The following is a 21,188-nucleotide window of genomic DNA, read 5'->3' as shown; positions in this document are numbered from 1 at the left end:
GCCGCGATCAAGCCTTGGCGCTGGTCATGGCGAAGATGCCGGTGGCGTTGCCGGTGTCGAAGGCGAGGTCCAGCCGGCCGGTATCCGGGTCGATATCGCGGCTGATGAATTCGTAGAAGGAGCCGGGCACGGTGCGCAGATCGCGATCGGCAAAGAGGCGCTCGACGCTGTCGGCGCGGAAAGCGGTCTGGCGCACGCGGCCGGTGGCGGAGATTTCGAGCTTGGGCTTCATCGGCCGGTCTTCCGCCTTCAGCCGGTCGGCCAGCGCTGCGACATCGGGCACGCGATCGGTCGCATGGTTGAAGGCATTGCCCTCGGTCGCGATCCAGGCGGCCTCGTTGGAGCGGGAGAGCAGCAGTTCATAATCGGCAAAGGCCGGCGGTTCATGCTGGCGGTCGAAGGCGGAGACGATGACGGGCAGGGCGGCGGCGGCTTCATCGAAGGTGACTGGTTCGCCAGCGGCATAGCGGTCGAGCAGGGCGATGGTCGGGGCGTCGAGCGGATCGCGCGAGGTGCCGAAGATGCGGCTCGCGGCCGCGCCAAATTCCGCGTCGAACCGGTCGACATGCAGTTCGGACAGGAAGAATTGCGGGATCGTCTCGGGCGCGTCGACATGGGCATAGGCGCGGCCGGTCATCCTGAGGCGATCAAGCGGATAGAGGGCGGCCATGCGATAGCCCAGCGGCAGGAAGATGCGCGTGAAGGCATCCTCGCCAGCGGGCAGGGCGCCGGTCGGCCCATCGGCAAAACGGATGGTTCGCAGCGCGCCATGGTCGAACATCACTCGGCCGCCGCGCGCCAGCGTGTCGGCGACATAGGCCGCGCCACTCGGCACCCGTTCGAGCAGGTCGTGGAACAAGATGACGTTCATCGCCATGGCAAAGGCGGCGCGACTGACGGTCGGGCCGCTTTGCGCCAGCAGCGCGGGATCGATTGCCAATGCGTCCAGTGCGGCCCGGCCGGCGTCTTCGCCCAGCACCGACTGAACCAGGGCGACGATGCTTCCTTCATTCTGCGACGACATAAGAACGCTCCACGATGACAGCGCTCTTATCGCAGGATAGGGTGGGTCGCGCAAATAGGGAGCTGTCATCACTTGATGCGGAACGGGAATGGATAGGGCGCGCAAATGGCTGCCGCCGATGAGCGCGCTCAACAGTTTCGATGCGGCCGCGACCCATGGCAGCTTCTCGCGCGCCGGGGTGGAGGTGGGGCTGACCCAGAGTGCGGTCAGCCGCCAGATCGCGCTGCTGGAGGATTGGTTGCAGACGCCTCTGTTCGACCGGGTCGGGCGGCGGGTGCAACTGAACGAGGCGGGGCAGGCCTATGCCGAGGAGATACGGCCGGCGCTCGATAGGATCCGGCGGGCGACCCGGCGGGTGGCGGCGCGGCGGGCGCAGGGGGCGCTGCGGATTGCGACCCTGCCCAGTTTCGGCATGCGCTGGCTGGCGCCGCGCCTGCCGGGCCTCAGCGCGCTGCATCCTGATCTGGTGGTGGATTTCGCATCGCGATCCGACCCGTTCGATTTCGCGCAGGAGGAATTTGACGCGGCGATCCATTATGGCCTGCCGGAGGAATGGCCCGGCGTGGCGCAGGATTATCTGTTTCGCGAACAGATGGTGCCGGTCTGCGCGCCGGACTGGCTGGCGGCCAATGGGCTGCGGTCGCCGGCCGATCTGCTGGGCAAGCCGCTGCTGAGCCAGAGTTCGCGGCGGGACGCCTGGGCGCGCTGGTTCGCGGTGGCGGGCGTCGAGGCGGGGCCGTTGCCGCCGGGGCCGGCGTTCGAGCATTTCCTGATGCTGGCGCAGGCGGTTGTGGCGGGGGCGGGCGTGGCGCTGATCCCCAGCTTCCTGATCCAACCGGAGCTGGAGGCGGGCAGCCTGGTCATCCCGTTCGACCGACCGCTGTCCAGCGAGCAGGCCTATTATCTGGTTTATCCCACGGGGCTTGGTGGCCATCCGGGACTGGCGCGCTTTCGCGCCTGGATGCTGGCGAGCGCGGGTGGGTATTAGGCGCCCGCGCGGGCTTAGTTCTTCTTCGGCATGCAGTCCGCGCCGGCGGCCTTGATGCTGCTGCACAGGCGCGAGGCGTCGGCGCTGCTGGCGATCGGTCCGGCCTGAAGGCGGGTCACGCTGCCGGCCTTGACCAGATAGGGTTGATAGCCGGAGAGGCCGCTGACCTTGCGGGTCAACTGGCTCCACAACGCACGGGCGCGGCCTTCGTCGCCGAACGCGCCAAGCTGGACGCGCCAGTCGCCGCCGGCAGCCGGTGCCGGCATCCTAGACGGCGCGGGCTTGGGTGGCGCGGGCTTGGAGGGGGCCGGTTTGGCTGCCTCCGGCGCCGGCTTGGGCGCGGCCGGCTGCGGCTTGGCAACCGCGACCTGCGTTACCACGGGTGCGGGCGCTGGCTTTGCTGGAGCCGGGGCGGGAGAAGCCGAGCGGGGCTGTGCCGCTGTCGCCGGCAGGGTCAGGCTGGCGCTGGCTAGGCTCTTTTCCTGCGCTTCCATCGACGAAGCCAGGGCTAGGCCCTGCTTGCGCTGGTCGGCGGGGATATATTTGTCCATCTGCTGCAGGCTGGTGGTTGCCTGTGGCAGGCCGGAGGCGGAGGCGCGCGTCATCATCGCATAGGCGCGGACCCAGTCCTTGCCGACCATGTCGCCGTTGAACAGGGCGGTGCCGACAATATATTGCGCGCGGGTTTCGCCGCGGGCGGCGGCATGCTGGAGATAGGGCATGGCCCCGGCGCGATCGCCCTGCTGGAACATCAGCAGGCCCAGATTATCCTCGGCGCGGGCATGGCCCTGCGCCGTCGCCTTGCGATACCAGTCGACCGCGCTGTTGAGGTCGGCCGGAACGCCGCGGCCGAGCTTGTAGGCCTGACCCAGATTGAACTGCGCATCGGGATCGCCGGCATTGGCGAGCGGGCGCCATTCGGTGATCGCCTTGGCATAATCGCCCTGCTGCCAGGCATCGACGCCGGCCTTCACATCGGCAAGCGCCGGCAAGGCGGCCGTCAATAGCGTGCCGAACGCAACGGCTCCCCAGATAGGCTTCATATCCATGCTCCAGACCGGAAATATCGTCCGGCACTATCGTCAAACAAGGTTAACGTCTTCTTAGCATTGCCGGATCCATGATGTGAAATCGGGGATAGGTGATCCTCAACAAGGTTGCCAGACCAGTTAACCGAATTTTAGGCGGCGCCATGCCAAATCGTTTCGGAACTGGATTTACCTGGGGGAAGGCGCGTGCGCATATTGGCATTGGCATCGCAAAAAGGCGGATCGGGCAAGACGACCCTGTCCGGTCATCTGGCCGTACAGGCCCAGTTGGCCGGGGCCGGTCCGGTCGTCCTGATCGACATCGATCCCCAGGGTTCGCTGGCTGACTGGTGGAACGAGCGCGAGGCCGAATATCCCGCCTTTGCCCAGACCACGGTTGCGCGGCTGGCCGCCGATCTCGAAATCCTGCGCCAGCAGGGGTTCAAGCTGGCCGTGATCGATACGCCGCCGGCCATCACCATGGCTATCCAGAGCGTGATTTCGGTTGCCGAACTGATCGTCGTGCCGACCCGTCCGAGCCCGCATGACCTGCGCGCGGTCGGTGCTACGGTCGACCTGTGCGAGCGCGCCGGCAAGCCGCTGATCTTCGTCGTCAATGCCGCGACGCCCAAGGCGCGCATCACCTCCGAAGCCGCTGTCGCCCTGTCGCAGCATGGCACGGTGGCGCCGGTGACGCTGCACCATCGCACCGATTTCGCTGCCTCGATGATCGACGGTCGCACGGTGATGGAGGTCGATCCCAAGGGCAAGTCGGCCGCCGAAGTGACCGGGCTGTGGAGCTATATCTCCGATCGCCTCGAGAAGAATTTCCGCCGCACGGTCTTTTCCGTGCCCCAGAACAGCGTCGGCACCGCCGCCGCTTCGCGTCCCGCCGGTGGTGGCTTCGGCCGCCGCGTCGTGCAGTAAGAAAAGGGGGCTATCATGGCTGAAGCCAAACCGATCGCTTCCCTGACGTCCGGCCTGCTGGCGCGCAAGGGCGCGGCCACGCCGGCGATGCGCCGCCCGATGCTGGGCTTTGGTCGCCCGAGCAATGCCGGCATGGTGTCCGATGATCTGGGCTGGAACGACATGGGTTTCGACGTGCCGATGCACGATGACGAGCCTGCCGCGCCGACCGCGCCCGTTGCCACCGGCCTGACGCCGATGACCACGGTGCTCGCGCCGGTTCCGGTGCCCGCGGTCGTGACCGAACGCGAGGAACTGGCCGAGCGCGTGGCACAGGTCGTTCTGCCGGAGACGGTGGAAGCCGAGCCGGAACCGGCCGAACTGGTGATGGCTGCCAAGCCGATGCGGGCAAAGCCGGCGCCGGTGCGCGCCGCGCCGCCCAAGGCGATGGCGGTCGACAACGCACGCAAGGCGGCCTTCACGCTGCGGCTGGACGCGGGCCGTCATCTCAAGCTGCGTCTGGCGGCGGCGGTGACCGGCCGGTCGGCACAACAGGTTGTTACCGAAGCACTGGATGCTTTCCTCGAAGGGCTGCCCGAAATTGATCGGCTTGCCCAGCAATTGCCGCACTGACGCGGCGATCTTTGATTATAGGTGGGTAAGGTCATGAAACGAACGGCATTTGGCAAGGCGGCCGTTTCCTCCTTGATGGTGGCGACGACGATGGTCGGCTGCACCGGCGCGGCATTCCATCCGCGATCGGCGGCGGTCAAGCACGCCAATCCCGGCAAGCCGGCAGAGGCGGCGGAAAAGGCGCTGGCCGATCGCGACGGCGCAAAGGCCGTGCAGGCAGCGGAAGCGGCCGTGCAGGCGGCGCCCGACAATGCGCAATATCGCCAGTTGCTGGGCCGTGCCTATGTGCTGGATGGCCGCTTCGTTTCGGCCGAGACGGCGTTCACCGACGCGATGACGCTGGGCAACCGCGATTCGCGCACCATCGTCAGCCTGGCGCTGGTCGAGGTGGCGCTGGGCAAGAATGATGCTGCGCGCGATCTGCTGGCGGCCAATACCGACAATGTGCCGGCGGGCGATTATGGCCTGGCGCTGGCGATGGCCGGTGATCCGACCGAAGGCGTCCGCATCCTGTCCGCCGCGATCCAGGATCCGTCGGCCAATGCGCGCACCCGCCAGAACCTGGCCTATGCCTATGCGCTGGCCGGTCGCTGGAAGGATGCGCGGCTGGTCGCCGGGCTGGATCTGGCGCCGCTTGCCGCCAATCAGCGTATCGCCCAATGGGCCGGCATGGCCGACCCGGCACTGGCGCCGCAGCGCGTCGCCGCGCTGATGGGCGTTACCGTCAACGGCGCCGATCAGGGCCAGCCGGCGGTGCTGGCGCTGGTGCCCGCTGCGCCGGATGCCGCACCGGTGGCTTTGGCAGCCGCATCGACCGAGCCGGCACCGGTGCTGGACCTGCCGAGCGGTTCGCCGATCGAGATGGCGGCGGCTGAGCCGGCGCCTGCCGCACCCGCGCTCAACACCCGGATCATCGAAACCGCCGTGCCTGCATCCACGCCCGCACCCGCGGTCAAGGCTGCGCCCAAGCCGGCACCGGTGCGCGTCGCCGCCAAGCGCGACTTCGTCGTCGAAGGCCCGGCGGCCAAGGCCAAGCCGGCCAAGGGCAAGGCTACCCCGCTCGCCAGCCCGGTAGCGCGGATGCAGCAGGTTGCCTATATCAAGCCGGTTACCACGGGCGCGAGCGCCTGGGTCGTCCAGCTTGGTGCTTTCGATTCGCCGGCCGTGGCCAAGGAAAAATGGACCAGTATGGCGCGCGTCAACGGACGCATCGCGGCCTTCCCGGTGCTGACCAGCCAGGCGACCGTCAATGGTCGGACCTTCCACCGGATCGCGATCAGCGGCTTTGGCAGTCGTGCCGACGCGCAGACGCTGTGTCAGTCGATCAAGGCACAGCGCGGCCAGTGCTTCGTGCGGGAAGGCGCACCGAACGCGACGCCGCAGCGCTGGGCCGTGGCATCGACGCGCGGTCGCCAATTCGCATCGCGCTGATCGCACGGCGCCTTCGGGCGTGACCATGACTTCATGCGGGCCGGGCCGAAAGGTTCCGGCCCGCAATGCATTTGCGCGCCGCGAGTGCTGCAATCGTGCGATGCGCTGAATTTCGGATTGTCTGGAGCCAGTCCGGCCTTGCCAAGGGCTGAAATAGTGGCTCCCCGAGTAGGATTCGAACCTACGGCCATTCGATTAACAGTCGAATGCTCTACCGCTGAGCTATCGGGGAGCAGCCCTGCTTGCGCCGGGCAGGCCGCGCATATGCAGCGGCTTGTCCCAAATGGCAAGCGTGAAATTGCAGAAAATTACGCGATGAATTGTTCGGCCGCGATCCGGTCGTCCAGCGTATGTTCGGGGTCGAACAACAAAGTCAGCGGCGTGGCGCGGTCGATCTTGACCTCCACCTGGGCGACGTCACGGACTTCGCGCTGGTCGGCGACGGCACTGACCGGACGCTTGACCGGATCGAGCACGGTAAAGCGAATCGCGGTATTTTCCGGCAGGATGGCGCCACGCCAGCGGCGCGGCCGGAACGGGCTGATCGGGGTCAGGGCGACGAGCGCCGACCCCAGTGGCAGGATCGGGCCATGGGCGGACAGATTATAGGCGGTGGACCCGGCGGGCGTTGCGACCAGCACGCCGTCGCACACCAGTTCGGGCAGCACGGGGCGATCGTTGACCTGCACTTCCAGCTTGGCGGTCTGGCGGGTTTCGCGCAGCAGCGAGACTTCGTTGATCGCCGGGATGGAGAAACGCTCGCCATCGACGGTGTCGACTACCATGCGCAGCGGATTGACCTTGAAGCTCTTGGCTTTTTCCAGCCGCTGTTCCAGCCGTTCAAGCCGCCATTCGTTCATCAGGAAGCCGACCGTGCCGAGATTCATGCCGAAGACCGGCAATATGCGGCGGGATTCCAGCATGGCGTGCAGTGTCTGCAACATGAAACCGTCGCCGCCCAGCGCAATTACCGTGTCCGCCTGTTCCAGCGGCACGAAATCATAGGCAGCGCGCAACCGCTCTTCCGCTGCCCGTGCAGCCTGGGTCGGGGACGCGACGAGGGCGCGCCGGGGTTCGCTGTTCATCCGCCGGTGACGCTCATATGTCGCTGGACCGCCGCAGTCGGAGCGCCGGCGCCGATCCGGAAATCATGGGCGGCAGGCTTGCGCCGCAGTGCGCGATCGACCAGCGGCTCGACCGCGGCGAGACCGCCGCTGCGCAGCGCGGCCTTGAAATCGACATGGTCGTCATGGCCCAGGCACATGTAGATCTTGCCCTCGCAGGTCATGCGCATGCGATTGCAGTCGGCGCAGAAATTGCGGGTGAGCGGGGTGATGAGGCCAAGGCGGATGCCCAGCCCCTCAACATCATGATAGCGCGCCGGGCCGCCCGTGCGCACCGCAATCGAGGTGAGGGCATGATGGGCGTCAATCTCCTGCGCGACTTGCGACAGCGGCAGATAATGGTCGGTGCGATCCTCGCCGGTTTCCCCCAGCGGCATGGTCTCGATCAGGGTCAGGTCGAAGCCTTGGCTGTCGCACCAGCGTAGCATCGGCAGGATCTCGTCGGCATTGATATCCTTGAGCGCGACCATGTTGATCTTGACCGCAAGCCCCGCCACGCGCGCGGCATCCAGTCCGCGCCGCACGGCCGACAGGTCTCCGCCGCGCGTGATGTGGGTGAAGCGATCTGCCTGCAGGCTGTCAAGGCTGACATTGATGCGGCGGACGCCGGCGTCGTGCAGCGCCTCTGCATGATCGGCCAGACGCGTGCCGTTGGTGGTCAGCGTCAGTTCCTGAAGGCCGGCATCCAGATGGCGACCGATTCGACGGATCAGGTCGATGATGTCGCGGCGCACCAGCGGTTCGCCGCCAGTCAGGCGGATGCGGCGCACGCCGCGCGCAATGAAGAGATCGGCGAGCAGCGCGATTTCCTCCAGCGTCAGAACCTGATTTTTCGGCAGGAACTGCATCCGTTCCGCCATGCAGTATCGGCAGCGCAAGTCGCATCGATCCGTAACGGAAATCCGCAGATAATCGATCCGGCGGCCAAGGCCGTCGGTCATGGAAGTTGCGGCAGGATCGACCATGGCCATGCCCCTAGCTAGGCCATGGGCATGGCGGGCGCAAGCTGGCCGGTTGCGGGGCGGTGAAGAGGTCGGTAACCGGTTGCTGTTACAAGAGCGGCATGCGCCTTGTCAGGGAGTCGATAAAAGAGTGAGCGGGCAGGCCGCCCCGGACGGGCAGCGCAGCATCTTCATCCTGTCGCCCGGCGACCGCGACCCCCTGTGCCGTGCCGCGCAGGAGGCGGGCTGGCGCGCGATCGGCGCGCGCCGCGCCACCGATGCCCCGCAACGTTTCCTGCGCAGTGATGCCCAGATCGCGCTGGTCGACATGCGCGGCGGCACGGCGGCCAAGCTGATCGCGCCTTTGGTGCCGGCGGTGGATGCGGGTGGCTGTGCGCTGGTGGTGCTGGTCGATGCGGCGGCGGTCGCGACGCTGCCGCAATTGTTCGATGCCGGCGCGACCCATTTCCTGGTGGCGCCGGTGACGCAACCCTTGTTGCAGGCGACGCTGGCATCGGCGCAGCGGCTGGTCGAGCGGTTGGGTGGCGGCGCGATGCAGAGCCAGCGGGCGCAGCGCATCCGCAGGGGTGACGCGCTTTACTGGGAGATGGACCGTGACGGCGCCGGACTGCGGCTGAGCGAGAGCCTGGCCCGCAATCTGGGGATAGAGGCGTGGCAGCCGACGCCATCGACCCTGATCCACCGGCTGGCGCGCAATGAACGCAAGGCGGTGCTGAACGCGCTGGAGGGGATGATGCAGTCGGGGCGTCCGGCGGCATTCGCCCATGCCGTGCTGGATCGGCCGGGCAATCGGCTGGTGCATCATCTGCGCTTCGTCGACGGCACGGTGGCGGCGGATGTGGAGTGGCTGTCCGACGCGCAGGATCAGGATGTGGCGAGCCGCGACAATCTGACCGGGCTGCGTTCGCGCCAGGCGGCGCTGGACTGGCTGGATCGCCGGTCGGGGCTGCCGACGACGGTGGTGCTGCTGTCGATCAGCCAGTTCGATCGCATGAATGCGGCCTATGGCCAGGTCGTGGGCGATGCGCTGCTCGGGCGGATCGCTCGGCGGATCGAGCAGATTGTCGACAGCGTGGCGGGCCATGCGATGGTCGCGCGTATCGCCGGCACGGAATTTCTGGTCGGCCTGACCGGCGAGCCGGCGGCGGCGGAGCGGGCGACCTATCTGGCGCGGCAGTTGATCGAGGCGATCAGCCGGCCGTTCAGTGCGGGCGACCATCTGATCCGCTTGATTGCGCGATGCGGTATCGCGCAGGCGCGGGCGGAGGATGATGCGACCCAGTTGCTGCGGCGGGCAGGGGCTGCACTGGCCGATGCGCGACAGGGCGGGGGCGAAGGCATTCGCATCTTTTCCGCCGAGAAGCGCAGCCGCCAGCTCGACGCCGACCAACTGGAAACCGACCTGCGGCTGGCGCTGCACCGGGGCGAGATCGGCATCGTGTTCCAGCCGCAATATCCGGTCTATGACCATCGCATCAGCGGGGTCGAGGCGTTGGCCCGGTGGAACCACCCGATCTATGGTCCGCTGGGGGCCGGCATATTGTTCGGCACGGCGGAACGGTCCGACTATATGCTGCCGCTGTCGGCGCATATCCAGGCCGAGGCCTTGCGGCAGGCGGCGGCATGGCCGAGCGCGCTGTCCAATCTGCGCCTGTCGATCAACGTCACGGCGGCGGATATTTCGCAGCCGGGGTTCATGGGCGATTTCCTGGGGCAGGTGGACCGCAGCGGCTTTCCCCGGTCGCGGCTGACGGTGGAGATTACAGAGAGCGGGCTGATCCATGATGTCGACGCGGCGGCGGCGCTGCTGACGGCACTGCGGTCCGAAGGGCTGGCGGTGGCGATCGACGATTTCGGCACCGGCTATTCGAGCCTGGCTTACCTCAAGGGCCTGCCGCTCGATTATCTGAAGATCGATTCCAGCCTGGCCCAGGATATCGCCGGGTCGGCGCGCGACCGGATCATCGTGCGCGGGGTGATCCATATGGCGAAGTCGCTGGGCCTCAACGTCATCGCCGAAGGGGTGGAGACGGAGCAGCAGCTCGACCTGCTGGCACGGGAAGGCTGTGATTATTACCAGGGCTTCCTTCGCTCGGCGGGCGTCTCCACGCCCGAACTCATATCGCTGGTGCTACAGGGTTAGGCCGACCTTCCCGATGAGGGCCGCGCCGGCGTGGCGCGCGTCGCGGCTGTCGATGTCGGTGTCGCTGTAGCGCAGTTCTGCCGACCAGCGGCCGCGATACCAGGCGATGGCAGCGCCATAATCCCAATAATCCCCGCCCGGCCGCAGCCGTTGCGAGGCGATCGGATCGCGATCCGACCCGGAACTATGGCCGACCCGTGCCGAGGCGGTGAGCGGCGTGCCCGGAATGGCGAAGGAGGCGGCGGAGGACAGATAGAGATTGTCGCCGCCGATCGCCGACTGGCGCGGCGCAAATTGGGCGCCGATGTCGATGCTGGCGGGACCGATCAGGAAGCCGGCGCCGGCGCCAAATTCACCATAGCCCTGATCATCGGCGCCGGGAAAGAGATGGTAGCGCGCGTCGAGCGACAGCCGCCATCCGCCCAGTTGATGGACATAGGAAGGGCCAAGGTCGATCACGGCGTCGGCGCCGCCATGGCGATCGCTGCCCCAGAGGCTGGTCGCGGTGCCATCGAGCGACAGGCCCTGCGCGACCGGCACGGAGACGCTGCCGCGCAGCACCGGATCGCCGTCGCTCCAGCTCAGGCCGCGGCGACGCTCGTCGCTGGCGACCTCGACCGTGGCGCTGGGGCCGCTGGCATATTGGGCGGCGGCCGGTACGGCATGGAGGGCGAGGCCAAGCCCGCCCAGCCATGCCAGGCCGATGGTCCGATCAGTTCGACGCAAGATTGCGCACCGAGTCAAGTTCGGCCAGCAGCGGCGCGCGATCGGCCTCTGCCACGGCGATCAGGTGGGCTTCGATCTTGTCCTGATACTGGGCCATGTTGCGTTCGCCCGACTGACGGCCGGTCGTACAGGCGCCAGCCTCGCTACCGGAAAACTGCTTGTCGCTCGACACGGTGCGGGCGAGCGCAGGGCCATGGTCCAGCTTGCGGTCGACGACGATCGTCGCGGTCCACTGGCAGCGCTGATTGTCCATGCGGTTGGGCGTCCTGGCGCCGATGGTCTTTGTGCGGATGTCCGCACGGGCGGTGTAGGTGGCGCCGACCTGGTTGCCATGATGCTCGACCGACACATTGTGGGTCGCGGCGGCGGCGAGCGCCATAAGGATCAAACTCATTTCATTCTCCTGCTGTGACGCCGCGCTTTGTTGCCCGGTCGTCACGAAGGCATGTAGGTTTCTACTGTTGCTGCTTCTTTTCTGGTTGATGATGAATGGCGACATGAGGGTCGGATATGCAGGGTTTTGGGTCACGACAGGGGCATCGTGACGCGTCAGCCGCGAAGTTCACACCGTTCTTGCCCCGTATTTCTGGCCGATTTCGCGAGAAAGGTCATGGCAACGCGCCACGCAAGCGACAGCGGCGCGCCAATTGGGTGTCAGTGACGCGACGGTTGGGTCATGGTGACGCGTCATTTGGGGCGTCAGGACGCGACAGTTGGGGCATGATCTCATGCGATGGGTGAGGCGTGGAGGCAAATGGCGTCATCCGACAGGATAGAGCAGGGAAAGTCCAAATAGGAAAGAAGAGGTTGCTGAACGTTTCTGCCGGCTATTGGCACTTGCAAGCCTGCGTCGATCCGCCACTATGAACTTGGGGAATGCAGGAGGAATATCATCATGTTGGCCCTTTTGCTTCTGTTGCAGGCGGCATCGCCCGATATCGTCGTGACGGGCCAGCGGCTGGTCGAGGAGCAGGCGAAATGCGCGCGCGGCGAATGCACGCCGCTGCGCGATGCGCAGGCGACGATCGCCCTGGCCGAGCAGCAGTTCCGCAATGGCGAATATGTGCATGCCAAGGGGCTGCTGGCCGCGGCGATCAGCCGCAACAAGGACAGAGGCGCGGAGGCGCCGCGAGCGGTTGCCGCCATCTATGAAGCGATGGCGACGGTGTCGCTGCATGAGGGCGATCAGGATGATTATCGCCGCGCGGTGGCGGGGCAGGTGAAGACGCTGCGCGACAATCTGCCAGCGGATGATGTGGCGGTGCAGGCATCGGCCACGGCGCTGGGCGACATGTGGATCAAGCTGGGCCGCTATCGGCAGGCGGAATCGACCTTCCGTGGAATAGAGGAGCAGGCGCTGGCCGAAGGGCGCGCCTATCCGGCGATGATGGCCGGGATGAAGCGGGTGTGGCTGGCTGGCGCGCTGGGCAAGATGCGCGATGCGCGTATGATGCTGGACGCGCTGGAGCGGCGCCCGATCGCGCAGGAGCCAGGCTTTCGCACTGCCCTGCGCGTGGTGCGCCTGCGACTGGCGGTGCGGGCCGGCGACGATGCGGAAATCACCCGGCTGGCCGAAACGATCGGCACGGACCAGGGTGGCCCGCCGGTGCTGATCTGGCAACCATCCTATCCCGGTAGTGCGGCGGTCGAGGCGAATAATAGTGCCCGGACCTTTGATCTCGTGGATGCGGTTCCGATCAATTCGTCCGACCTAGCCAGCATCCAGTGGGTGGATGTGGGCTTCTGGATCCGGCCGGATGGGCATACCGAGGAAGCGGAGATATTGCGGGGGTCGCGCGCGCCTGCCTGGGCGCCGGCAATCCTGAAGCAGGTAGCGGGGCGACGCTATGCTGCGAGTGCGAAAGCGGGAGAGGGGGATGCATCCGGCAGCTATCGGATCGAGCGTGTCACGCCCAAATATCAATATGTGGTTCCCAAAGGATCGGTGATCCGGCGTCGGGTTCCGGCAGCCGGCTTCGAGATACTGGACCTGACCGCATCGGAAGCGGCGATGCCGCCGCCCGGCGAATAAGGCCGGGTATGGGCATAGCGGTTCATGTGACAGGGTAGCTGACAGAAAGGAAGGAAATCATCATGTTCGCCCTTTTGCTTCTGGTGCAGGCGGCCTCGCCCGATATCGTCGTGACGGGCCAGCGGCTGGTCGAGGAGCAGGCAAAATGCGTGCGCGGCGAATGCACGCCGCTGCGCGATGCGCAGGCGACGATCGCGCTGGCCGAGCAACGGTTCCGCAATGGCGAATATATGCAGGCTAAGGGGCTGCTGGCCGCAGCGATCAGCCGCAACAAGAACAAGGGGGCGGAGGCGCCGCGAGCGGTTGCCGCCATCTATGAAGCGATGGCGACGGTGTCGCTGCATGAGGGCGATCAGGATGATTATCGCCGCGCGGTGGCAGGGCAGGTCAAGACGCTGCGCGACAATCTGCCGGCGGACGATGTGGCGGTGCAGGCATCGGCCACGGCGTTGGGCGACATGTGGATCAAGCTCGGAAAATTTCGCCAGGCGGACGCCAGCTTTCACGCGATCGAGGATCAGGCGCTGGCCGAAGGGCGCGCCTATCCGGCGATGATGGCCGGGATGAAGCGGGTGTGGTTGGCCGGCGCGCTGGGGAAGGCGCGCGAGGCGAGCATGATGCTGGATGCATTGGAGCAGCGGCCGATTGCGCAGGAACCGGGATTTCGCACCGCCCTGCGCGTGGTGCGCCTGCGCCTGGCGGTGCGGGCCGGCGACGATGCGGAGATCACCCGCCTGGCCGGAACCATCGCTGCGGACCAGGACGGGCCGCCGGTCCTGGTTTGGCAACCGCCCTATCCGGGGGATGCGATGGCCGAGGCCAGCAATAATGTTCGGGCCTTTGGCGGCGTCGATGTGACGTCGGTCCGATCCACCGATGTGGCCAGCATCCAGTGGGTGGATGTGGGCTTCTGGGTTCGACCAGATGGGCATACCGAGGAAGCGGAAATCTTGCGCGGGTCGCGCGCGCCTGCCTGGGCGCCGGCGATCCTGAAACAGGTTGCGGGACGGCGCTATGCGGCGAACGCCAAGGTTGGCGAGGAAGATGGGCCTGGTAGCTATCGGATCGAGCGGGTGACCCGCAAGAACCTATATGCGACCCCGGTCGGGTCGAATATCCGGCGCCGGGTGGCTGCACCGGGCTTCGAGATATTGGACCTGACCGCATCGGAGGCCGCCATGTCCCCGCCGGGCGAATGAGGCAGGGGCAGCAGCGCAAAGTGCTTTCCACCCCGGAGGGCAGGCTCTAAAGGCCCGCGCTCATCATTTTTCGAGACGGGAAGCCAGCGATGATTCAACCGGGTGCGACGTTCAAGGACAATCTCCAGCTGCTGCCGCCGATCGACGGCATTGCCCGCATCGACCTGAAGGATGCGACCGGCACGGTCGTGGCCAGCATCGAGAACCAGCCGGGCAAGCAGGGATCGTTGGCGGTCTATGCCTATTTGCAGAAGGTGTTCGGCACGCTGGACGCGGCGGCGGCCGAGCATGGGCTGACGGTGTTTGCCGAACATACGGCGGACGCTCGCAATCGGCCGGGCGCGCACCCCAATGTCGATCGGTTGATCGCGATCGTGGACGGCGGCGATGCGCTGGCGATCGGGGTGGTTGCGGGCTGAACGAGCCGGGTAAATTATTGCCTCGACGCGCCATTTCTTTTGCCGCTGTCGGGGCATGACGCAGGGCCTGCCAGGTCGGGCGGGCGAAATCGGATGAGGGCAGGTTGCTTCGAAAGGCCCTCACCCTCCCACGCCTGCGGCGCGGCCGCCTTCCTCTCCCGTTCACGGGAGAGGGGAATTGGCAATGGCCGGGATGGGTGTGAACAAGACATTCCTCCCCGGCACGGGGAGGGGGACCGCTCGCGTAGCGAGTGGTGGAGGGGCACAGGCCGGATAGCTCAGCGCTAAGAGGCTCCTGCCCCTCCGTCAGCGCTTCGCGCTGCCACCTCCCCGTGCCGGGGAGGAATGTCAGCTTCTGGTCGTTTTCTCCCCGCGCGGCGGTGAGGAACAGAGCGCAGGCTTACCCCGCCGCCTTGGCCAGCCCCTTCGACAGTTGCAGCGCGCCGTTGAGGCGGGCGGCGGGGTCGGGCCAGGCGCGGGTGACGACGACCTTGCTGTCCGGGCGGAGGCGGGCGACGCCGTCGAGGCGCTGGACATAGGCGACCAGGCCCGCGGGGTTGGGGAAGCGATCCTCGAAGAAGCTGACCAGCGCGCCTTTTGGCCCGACATCGATCTTGGCGATATTGGCCTTGAGGCAATTCTGCTTGATCTCGATGATCTTGAGCAGGTTCTGGGTCGGGGCGGGCAGCTTGCCGAAGCGGTCGATCAGTTCGGCGGCGAAGGCCTCCAGACCCTGGCGGTCCTCCAGCTCGTTGATGCGGCGATAGAGGCCCATGCGCAGGTCGAGATCCGGCACGAATTCTTCCGGGATCATGATCGGCGCGTCGACGCTGATCTGTGGCGAGAAGCTGTCGCGGCGTGCTTCGAGGCCGGCGCCGCCGGCCTTGGCGTCCATGATCGCGTCCTCCAGCATCGACTGGTACAGCTCGAAGCCGACCTCCTTGATATGACCCGACTGTTCGTCGCCGACGAGATTGCCGGCGCCGCGAATGTCGAGATCGTGGGAAGCAAGCTGGAAGCCGGCGCCGAGCGTATCGAGATCGGACAGCACCTTGAGCCGCTTTTCCGCGGTTTCGGTGATGATGCGGTTGGCGGGCGTGGTGAAATAGGCATAGGCGCGCGTCTTCGACCGGCCGACGCGGCCGCGCAGCTGGTAGAGCTGGGCAAGGCCGAAGCGGTCGGCGCGGTGGATGATGAGCGTGTTGGCGCTGGGGATGTCGAGGCCGGATTCGACGATGGTGGTGGAAAGCAGCACGTCATAGCGCTTGTCGTAGAAGGCGGACATGCGCTCCTCGACATCGGTGGCGCTCATCTGGCCATGGGCGACGATCGGCTTCACCTCGGGCACTTCGGTGCGCAGGAACTCCTCGACCTCGGTCAGGTCGGAGATGCGCGGCACGACGAAGAAGCTCTGGCCGCCGCGATAATGTTCGCGCAGCAGCGCCTCGCGGATGACGACGCCGTCCCAGGGCATGATGTAGGTGCGCACCGCCAGGCGATCGACCGGCGGGGTCTGGATGACCGAGAGTTCGCGCAGGCCCGACATCGCCATCTGGAGCGTGCGGGGGATCGGCGTGGCGGTGAGGGTCAGGACATGGACGTCGGTCTTCAGGGACTTGAGGCGTTCCTTGTGGGTGACGCCGAAACGCTGTTCCTCGTCGACGATGACGAGACCGAGGCGCTTGAACTCCAGCCCCTTGGCGAGCAGGGCGTGGGTACCCACGACAATGTCGATCGTGCCGTCGGCGAGGCCCGCCTTGGTCGCCTTCGCCTCCTTGTCGGGGACGAGGCGGGAAAGGCGGGCGATTTCCAGCGGGAAGCCGCGGAAGCGCTCGACGAAATTCATGTGATGCTGGCGCGCGAGCAGGGTGGTGGGGCAGATCACCACCACCTGCATCCCGGCCATGGCAGCGACGAAGGCGGCGCGCAGCGCGACCTCGGTCTTGCCGAAGCCGACATCGCCGCAGACGAGCCGGTCCATCGGGCGGCCGGCGCCGAGATCCTCGATGACATCGCCGATCGCGCGGTCCTGATCGTCGGTTTCCTGATAGGGGAAGCGGTCGACGAAGGCGGGATAGCCGGCGGCGTCCGGCTCGGCGATCTCGGCCGGGCGCAGAGCGCGTTCGGCGGCGGTCTTGAGCAGTTCGCCCGCAATCTCGCGGATCCGCTCCTTCATCCGCGCCTTGCGCCGCTGCCAGGCCTCGCCGCCCAGCTTGTCGAGGCTCACGCCCTCGCTGTCGGAGCCGTAGCGGGAGAGGACTTCGAGATTTTCTACGGGCACGTAGAGCTTGTCGCCGCCGGCATAGGAGAGGGCGACGCAGTCATGCGCGGTCTTGCTGACCGGGATCTGCGTCAGCCCCTCATAGCGGCCGATGCCATGGTCCATATGGACGACGAGGTCGCCGGGCGAGAGGGTGGCGAGTTCGGCGAGGAAGGCGTCGGCGCTCTTCTTGCGCTTGGCGCGGCGGACCAGGCGATCGCCCAGCATATCCTGTTCGGTGAGGACGGCGACGTCGGGCGCGGTGAAGCCATGGTCGAGGCCGAGCACGGTGAGGACGGCGCTGCCGCCGGCTGCGGTGCCGAGTGCTTCCTGCCAGCTGTCGGCAGCGGCGAGGCGGGCGACGCCATGATCGGCGAGCAGGCCCGACAGGCGCTCGCGCGCGCCGGCGGAATAGCTGGCGATCACCACCTTCTTCTTCGTGCGGCGCAGGGCGTCGATATGCTTGCCGACCGCCTCATAGACATTGACGTTCTGCGCGCGTTCCGGCGCGAAGTCGCGCGGGCCGTCGACCGCGAAGTCGAGCACGGTGGCGCTTTCGGGCTCGTGGAAGGGGGTGGTGGCGTGCATCGGCCAAGTGGCGGCAGAGGCGTCCCATTCGGCGGCGTCGAGATAGAGGGCTTCGGGTTTCAGCGGGCGATAGGCGCCGGGATCGGCCGATTTCGCGGCGATGCGGTTGGCATGATAGTCGCGGATCGCCTCGAACCGGGCCTCGGCCGCGCCGACCACGCCATGGTCGCGGATGATGATCGCGTCATCGCCCAGATGGTCGGTCAGCGGAACCAGCTTTTCCTCGAACAAGGGCAGCCAATGTTCCATGCCGGCGAGGCGCCGGCCTTCGCTGACCGCCTGATAGAGCGGGTCGCCGGTCGCGGTCGCGCCGAAGGTTTCGCGATAGCGGCCGCGGAAGCGCTTGATCGTGTCTTCGTCGAGCAGCGCTTCGGACGCGGGGAGCAGGGTGAAGCCGTCGACGCTGCCAGTGGTGCGCTGGTCGGTCGGGTCGAAGCGGCGCACCGTCTCGATCTCGTCGCCGAAGAAGTCGAGGCGCAGCGGCTGCTCCTCGCCGCCGGGGAACAGGTCGACGATGCCGCCGCGAATGGCGAACTCGCCGCGATCATGCACCGTGTCGGTGCGGACATAGCCGTTGGATTGCAGCATGTCGGCAAGGCGCGTGATCGCGATCCGCTCCTTGGGCGCGAGGCGCGCGACCAGCTGGCGGACGCGGAACGGGGTAAGGGTGCGCTGGGTCAGGGCGTTGAGGGTGGTGAGGACCAGCTGCGGCCCTTTTGGTTTCGCCTGGAGCGCATGAAGGCCGGCGAGGCGCGCCGACGCGGTGCGCAGCGAGGGGCTGGCCCGGTCATAGGGCAGGCAGTCCCAGGCGGGAATTTCGATGAGCTCGATCTCTGGCGCGAAATAATGGGCGGTGTCGGCGACCGCGCGCATCAATTGCTCGTCGGAGGCGACGAAGACGGCGCGGGTGGTTGCCGCGCGGGCGATGTCCGCCAGCAGCCAGGGCTGGAAGCCGGCCGGCACGCCGGACAGAGTGAGCGGCGCCTTCGCCTTCAGGATTTTCTGGAGATCGGTCATATCTGCTACTCGCGCCTCTCCTTGGTCTCTCCCCTCCCGCTTGCGGGAGGGGTCGGGGGAGGGTTTGTAAGGAGGGGGAGAAACAGGCCCTCCCCTAACCCCTCCCGCAAGCGGGAGGGGGACTTGTCAGTTCTCGATCTTGACGAAATCGAGCTTCAGGAACTGGTCCATCATCGGGCCCTTCCATTCTTCGGGCACGGCAATGGTGCCGAGCGCCCAGCCGATGATGTCGGCATCCTGTTCGTCCATGAAGCGCTCGAACCAGGCGATCTGCTCGTCGTTCCAGCTCGCATGATAGCGCTCGAAGAAGCCGCCGACCGTATAATCCGCCTCGCGCGTGCCCCGGTGCCAGGCGCGGAATTTCAGGCGACGCATCAGCGGGTTGTCGTTCACAATTTGTTCCTTTAACGGACGTGCCGAAACAGCCGATCGGATATTTGAATGACCGTCCCGGCTGGAATGGGGCCTGACCATCCCCGAACTGCTCGTCATTGCGAGCGTAGCGAAGCAATCCACCGGTCAGACATGGATTGCTTCGCTACGCTCGCAATGACGTTCACACAGGAACGATCACGCGTTACAGCCGTCAGATAGCCATGCGACCCGATATTCTCAATCCGCTCTTTGCCGAAATCTCCGCGCTCAAGGGCATTGGCCCGGCGCTGGCCCGTCCGCTCGAACGGCTGGGGCTGGCGCGGGCGGTCGATGTCGCCTTTCACCTGCCGGTCAATTATGTCGACCGGAAGCTGATCGACGAACTGGACATGGCCGACGCCGGCAAGGTGATCGGCATCATGCTGACCCCGGTCGATTATCGCGCCAGCGGCAATGCGCGCGCGCCCTTCCGGGTGCAGGCGGTGGACGCCCATGGCAATGCCGTCTCCCTCGTCTATTTCGGCCGCAACAGCGCCTGGCCGCGCAAGCTGTTGCCGCTCAACGAAGCGAAATTCGTGTCGGGCAAGCTGGAAGCCTATGGCGACAATCTGCAGATGGTCCATCCCGACTATGTGCTGCCGCCCGAGGAGGCCGACACCGTGCCGGCGCGCGAAAGCGTCTATGGCCTGTCGGAAGGGCTGACCAACAACCGGATGCGCGACCTGGTGGGGCAGGCGCTGGCGCGTGCGCCCGAACTGCCCGAATGGATCGAGCCGAGCCTGCTGGCGAGCAAGGGCTGGCCGGCCTGGGGCGCGGCGCTGGAGCGTTTCCATGCCGACCCGACCGACGCGCAGGCGCGCGAGCGGCTGGCCTATGACGAGATTTTCGCCGGGCAACTGGCGCTGATGCTGGTGCGGCAATCGTCGCGGCGGCGGCGCGGCGTGCCGATCAGCGGCGACGGGCGGCTGCGCGCGATGCTGAAGCTGCCTTTCGCCCCGACCGGTGCCCAGCGCCGCGCTATCGGCGAGATAGAGGGCGACATGGCGCAGGCGACGCCGATGCTGCGGCTGCTGCAGGGCGATGTCGGATCGGGCAAGACGCTGGTGGCGCTGATGGCGCTGCTGAATGCGGTCGAGGCCGGGATGCAGGGGGCGATGCTGGCGCCGACCGAAATCCTGGCGCGGCAGCATTATGAGACGCTGCGCAAGATGGCATCGGGGCTGCCGATCGAGATCGCGATCCTGACGGGCCGTGAAAAGGGCAAGGTGCGCGAGGCGACGCTGATGGGGCTGGCCGATGGCAGCATCCACATCCTGGTCGGCACGCATGCGATTTTCCAGGAGAAGGTGCAGTATAAGGCGCTGGGGCTGGCCGTGATCGACGAGCAGCATCGGTTTGGCGTGGCGCAGCGGATGATGCTGGCGAGCAAGGCCGAGCGATCCCCGCATCTGTTGGTGATGACGGCCACGCCGATCCCTCGCACGCTGACCCTGACCTATTATGGCGAGATGGACGTGTCGCGGCTGGACGAGATGCCGCCGGGCCGCCAGCCGATCCAGACGCTGGTGATGTCGGCCAACCGGCTGGACGAGGTGGTCGAGGGGCTGGCCCGCCATGTCGAGGGTGGCGGGCAGGCCTATTGGGTGTGCCCGCTGGTCGAGGAGAGCGAGACAAGTGACCAGGCGGCGGCCGAGATGCGCGCCGAGACGCTGCGCCAGCGCTTCGGCGACCGGGTGGGGCTGGTCCATGGCAAGATGAAGGGGCCGGACAAGGATGCGGCGATGGAGGCCTTTGCCGCCAACCGCACCCGGATATTGGTGGCGACCACGGTGATCGAGGTCGGTGTCGACGTGCCCAATTCCAGCCTGATCGTGATCGAGGGGGCGGAGCGCTTTGGCCTGGCCCAGTTGCACCAGTTGCGTGGCCGGGTGGGGCGCGGCGACAAGCCGTCGGTCTGCCTGCTGCTGCGCGGCAATGCGCTGGGCGAGACGTCGCGGGCGCGGCTGGCGCTGATGCGCGAGACCAATGACGGCTTCCGCATCGCCGAGGAGGATCTGAAGCTGCGCGGCGCGGGCGAGGTGCTGGGCACGCGCCAGTCGGGCGAGGCGGAACTGAAGATCGCGACGCCGGAACATGTGTCGGCATTGGTGGATAGCGCGCGTGACGACGCCCATCTGCTGATCGACCGCGATGGCGGACTGGACAGCGAACGCGGACAGGCGGCGCGCACCTGCCTCTATCTGTTCGAGAAGGATGCCGCGGTCGGGTTGCTGCGGGGGGGGTAGGTTTGACCGCAATCAGACCTGTGTGGCGGCTTTGTGGAACCCGATGTT

General features: G+C 66.7%; 17 protein-coding genes and 1 tRNA gene. 9 read left to right on the top strand and 9 right to left on the bottom strand.

The window, feature by feature from the left end; all coding sequences use genetic code 11:
* Positions 1 to 7: 7 nt before the first annotated feature.
* On the bottom strand, positions 8 to 1,024 hold the full coding sequence (locus ACUCV3_RS10670) for a 2-oxoadipate dioxygenase/decarboxylase family protein (protein ID WP_482240613.1): 1,017 nt from the start codon (positions 1,022 to 1,024) through the stop codon (positions 8 to 10).
* Positions 1,025 to 1,112: 88 nt separating this feature from the next.
* On the opposite strand from ACUCV3_RS10670, the gene gcvA reads away from it, so the two are divergent.
* Entirely contained in the window at positions 1,113 to 2,012 is a 900-nt protein-coding gene (gene gcvA / locus ACUCV3_RS10665; RefSeq protein WP_279729833.1) for a transcriptional regulator GcvA, read from the top strand.
* A 14-nt stretch (positions 2,013 to 2,026) separates the two neighbouring features.
* On the opposite strand, the gene ACUCV3_RS10660 is transcribed toward gcvA, so the two are convergent.
* Positions 2,027 to 3,061 (bottom strand): SPOR domain-containing protein, encoded by a 1,035-nt coding sequence (locus ACUCV3_RS10660; RefSeq protein ID WP_279729832.1) that lies wholly within the window; start codon positions 3,059 to 3,061, stop codon positions 2,027 to 2,029.
* Positions 3,062 to 3,247: 186 nt separating this feature from the next.
* Between ACUCV3_RS10660 and ACUCV3_RS10655 the strand changes: the two genes are divergently transcribed.
* From ACUCV3_RS10655 to ACUCV3_RS10645, 3 genes are read left to right on the top strand one after another with little or no spacing between them, the layout of a single operon-like run.
* A complete protein-coding gene (locus ACUCV3_RS10655; protein ID WP_004212248.1) occupies positions 3,248 to 3,967 on the top strand; it encodes a ParA family protein in 720 nt (239 codons plus the stop codon).
* A gap of 15 nt (positions 3,968 to 3,982) precedes the next feature.
* The gene (locus ACUCV3_RS10650) at positions 3,983 to 4,579 is read left to right on the top strand and encodes a hypothetical protein (protein ID WP_313392382.1); all 597 of its coding nucleotides are present in this window, start codon (positions 3,983 to 3,985) and stop codon (positions 4,577 to 4,579) included.
* Between the two features lie 33 nt (positions 4,580 to 4,612).
* Positions 4,613 to 6,010 carry an SPOR domain-containing protein gene (locus tag ACUCV3_RS10645; RefSeq protein WP_482240612.1) on the top strand — a complete coding sequence of 466 codons (1,398 nt, stop codon included), beginning with the start codon at positions 4,613 to 4,615 and terminating at the stop codon, positions 6,008 to 6,010.
* Between the two features lie 157 nt (positions 6,011 to 6,167).
* Here ACUCV3_RS10645 and ACUCV3_RS10640 read toward each other — a convergent pair.
* The 3 genes from ACUCV3_RS10640 to moaA form a co-directional block, all read right to left on the bottom strand.
* Positions 6,168 to 6,242, bottom strand: a tRNA-Asn gene (locus tag ACUCV3_RS10640).
* Between the two features lie 76 nt (positions 6,243 to 6,318).
* Positions 6,319 to 7,095 (bottom strand): NAD kinase, encoded by a 777-nt coding sequence (locus ACUCV3_RS10635; protein WP_004207502.1) that lies wholly within the window; start codon positions 7,093 to 7,095, stop codon positions 6,319 to 6,321.
* Positions 7,092 to 8,105 carry a GTP 3',8-cyclase MoaA gene (moaA, locus tag ACUCV3_RS10630; RefSeq protein WP_279731378.1) on the bottom strand — a complete coding sequence of 338 codons (1,014 nt, stop codon included), beginning with the start codon at positions 8,103 to 8,105 and terminating at the stop codon, positions 7,092 to 7,094. Before moaA ends, ACUCV3_RS10635 begins: the two co-directional genes overlap by 4 nt.
* Positions 8,106 to 8,226: 121 nt before the next feature.
* Between moaA and ACUCV3_RS10625 the strand changes: the two genes are divergently transcribed.
* On the top strand, positions 8,227 to 10,239 hold the full coding sequence (locus ACUCV3_RS10625) for a putative bifunctional diguanylate cyclase/phosphodiesterase (RefSeq protein WP_482240611.1): 2,013 nt from the start codon (positions 8,227 to 8,229) through the stop codon (positions 10,237 to 10,239).
* Here the strand turns inward: ACUCV3_RS10625 and ACUCV3_RS10620 are convergent.
* Both ACUCV3_RS10620 and ACUCV3_RS10615 read right to left on the bottom strand, forming a co-directional pair.
* Complete coding sequence (locus tag ACUCV3_RS10620) at positions 10,228 to 10,965, bottom strand: TorF family putative porin (RefSeq protein ID WP_279731376.1); 738 nt, start codon at positions 10,963 to 10,965, stop codon at positions 10,228 to 10,230. The two genes, ACUCV3_RS10625 and ACUCV3_RS10620, sit on opposite strands and share 12 nt — an antisense overlap.
* Positions 10,952 to 11,359 (bottom strand): hypothetical protein, encoded by a 408-nt coding sequence (locus tag ACUCV3_RS10615; RefSeq protein WP_279731375.1) that lies wholly within the window; start codon positions 11,357 to 11,359, stop codon positions 10,952 to 10,954. Before ACUCV3_RS10615 ends, ACUCV3_RS10620 begins: the two co-directional genes overlap by 14 nt.
* A 501-nt stretch (positions 11,360 to 11,860) precedes the next feature.
* Here ACUCV3_RS10615 and ACUCV3_RS10610 point away from each other — a divergent pair.
* The 3 genes from ACUCV3_RS10610 to ACUCV3_RS10600 all read left to right on the top strand — a co-directional run bounded on the left by ACUCV3_RS10610 (position 11,861) and on the right by ACUCV3_RS10600 (position 14,615).
* Positions 11,861 to 12,997 (top strand): tetratricopeptide repeat protein, encoded by a 1,137-nt coding sequence (locus tag ACUCV3_RS10610; protein WP_279731374.1) that lies wholly within the window; start codon positions 11,861 to 11,863, stop codon positions 12,995 to 12,997.
* A 62-nt stretch (positions 12,998 to 13,059) separates the two neighbouring features.
* The gene (locus ACUCV3_RS10605) at positions 13,060 to 14,196 is read left to right on the top strand and encodes a hypothetical protein (RefSeq protein WP_482240610.1); all 1,137 of its coding nucleotides are present in this window, start codon (positions 13,060 to 13,062) and stop codon (positions 14,194 to 14,196) included.
* A gap of 89 nt (positions 14,197 to 14,285) precedes the next feature.
* Complete coding sequence (locus ACUCV3_RS10600) at positions 14,286 to 14,615, top strand: DUF2322 family protein (RefSeq protein ID WP_048936906.1); 330 nt, start codon at positions 14,286 to 14,288, stop codon at positions 14,613 to 14,615.
* A gap of 400 nt (positions 14,616 to 15,015) precedes the next feature.
* On the opposite strand, the gene mfd is transcribed toward ACUCV3_RS10600, so the two are convergent.
* Both mfd and ACUCV3_RS10590 read right to left on the bottom strand, forming a co-directional pair.
* Complete coding sequence (mfd, locus tag ACUCV3_RS10595; protein ID WP_482240609.1) at positions 15,016 to 18,480, bottom strand: transcription-repair coupling factor; 3,465 nt, start codon at positions 18,478 to 18,480, stop codon at positions 15,016 to 15,018.
* A 126-nt stretch (positions 18,481 to 18,606) separates the two neighbouring features.
* Complete coding sequence (locus tag ACUCV3_RS10590; protein ID WP_279731369.1) at positions 18,607 to 18,873, bottom strand: succinate dehydrogenase assembly factor 2; 267 nt, start codon at positions 18,871 to 18,873, stop codon at positions 18,607 to 18,609.
* A gap of 203 nt (positions 18,874 to 19,076) precedes the next feature.
* Here ACUCV3_RS10590 and recG point away from each other — a divergent pair, with 203 nt between their 5' ends.
* Positions 19,077 to 21,140, top strand: a complete 2,064-nt coding sequence (gene recG / locus ACUCV3_RS10585; RefSeq protein ID WP_279776288.1) for an ATP-dependent DNA helicase RecG — start codon at positions 19,077 to 19,079, stop codon at positions 21,138 to 21,140.
* Positions 21,141 to 21,188 lie beyond the last annotated feature (48 nt).

It is taken from the genome of Sphingobium sp. VMM, from assembly GCF_056790315.1.
This window is presented reverse-complemented; position numbering and strand designations above follow the sequence as displayed.

Excerpts from the sequence above, each read along its gene's own strand:
- ACUCV3_RS10660 (WP_279729832.1), bottom strand. The coding sequence starts at position 3,061 with ATGGATATGAAGCCTATCTGGGGAGCCGTTGCGTTCGGCACGCTATTG.
- ACUCV3_RS10615 (WP_279731375.1), bottom strand. The coding sequence starts at position 11,359 with ATGAGTTTGATCCTTATGGCGCTCGCCGCCGCCGCGACCCACAATGTG.
- ACUCV3_RS10645 (WP_482240612.1), top strand. The coding sequence starts at position 4,613 with ATGAAACGAACGGCATTTGGCAAGGCGGCCGTTTCCTCCTTGATGGTG.
- mfd (WP_482240609.1), bottom strand. The coding sequence starts at position 18,480 with ATGACCGATCTCCAGAAAATCCTGAAGGCGAAGGCGCCGCTCACTCTG.
- ACUCV3_RS10670 (WP_482240613.1), bottom strand. The coding sequence starts at position 1,024 with ATGTCGTCGCAGAATGAAGGAAGCATCGTCGCCCTGGTTCAGTCGGTG.
- ACUCV3_RS10610 (WP_279731374.1), top strand. The coding sequence starts at position 11,861 with ATGTTGGCCCTTTTGCTTCTGTTGCAGGCGGCATCGCCCGATATCGTC.
- ACUCV3_RS10650 (WP_313392382.1), top strand. The coding sequence starts at position 3,983 with ATGGCTGAAGCCAAACCGATCGCTTCCCTGACGTCCGGCCTGCTGGCG.
- ACUCV3_RS10605 (WP_482240610.1), top strand. The coding sequence starts at position 13,060 with ATGTTCGCCCTTTTGCTTCTGGTGCAGGCGGCCTCGCCCGATATCGTC.
- recG (WP_279776288.1), top strand. The coding sequence starts at position 19,077 with ATGCGACCCGATATTCTCAATCCGCTCTTTGCCGAAATCTCCGCGCTC.
- ACUCV3_RS10635 (WP_004207502.1), bottom strand. The coding sequence starts at position 7,095 with ATGAACAGCGAACCCCGGCGCGCCCTCGTCGCGTCCCCGACCCAGGCT.
- gcvA (WP_279729833.1), top strand. The coding sequence starts at position 1,113 with ATGGATAGGGCGCGCAAATGGCTGCCGCCGATGAGCGCGCTCAACAGT.
- ACUCV3_RS10600 (WP_048936906.1), top strand. The coding sequence starts at position 14,286 with ATGATTCAACCGGGTGCGACGTTCAAGGACAATCTCCAGCTGCTGCCG.
- moaA (WP_279731378.1), bottom strand. The coding sequence starts at position 8,105 with ATGGCCATGGTCGATCCTGCCGCAACTTCCATGACCGACGGCCTTGGC.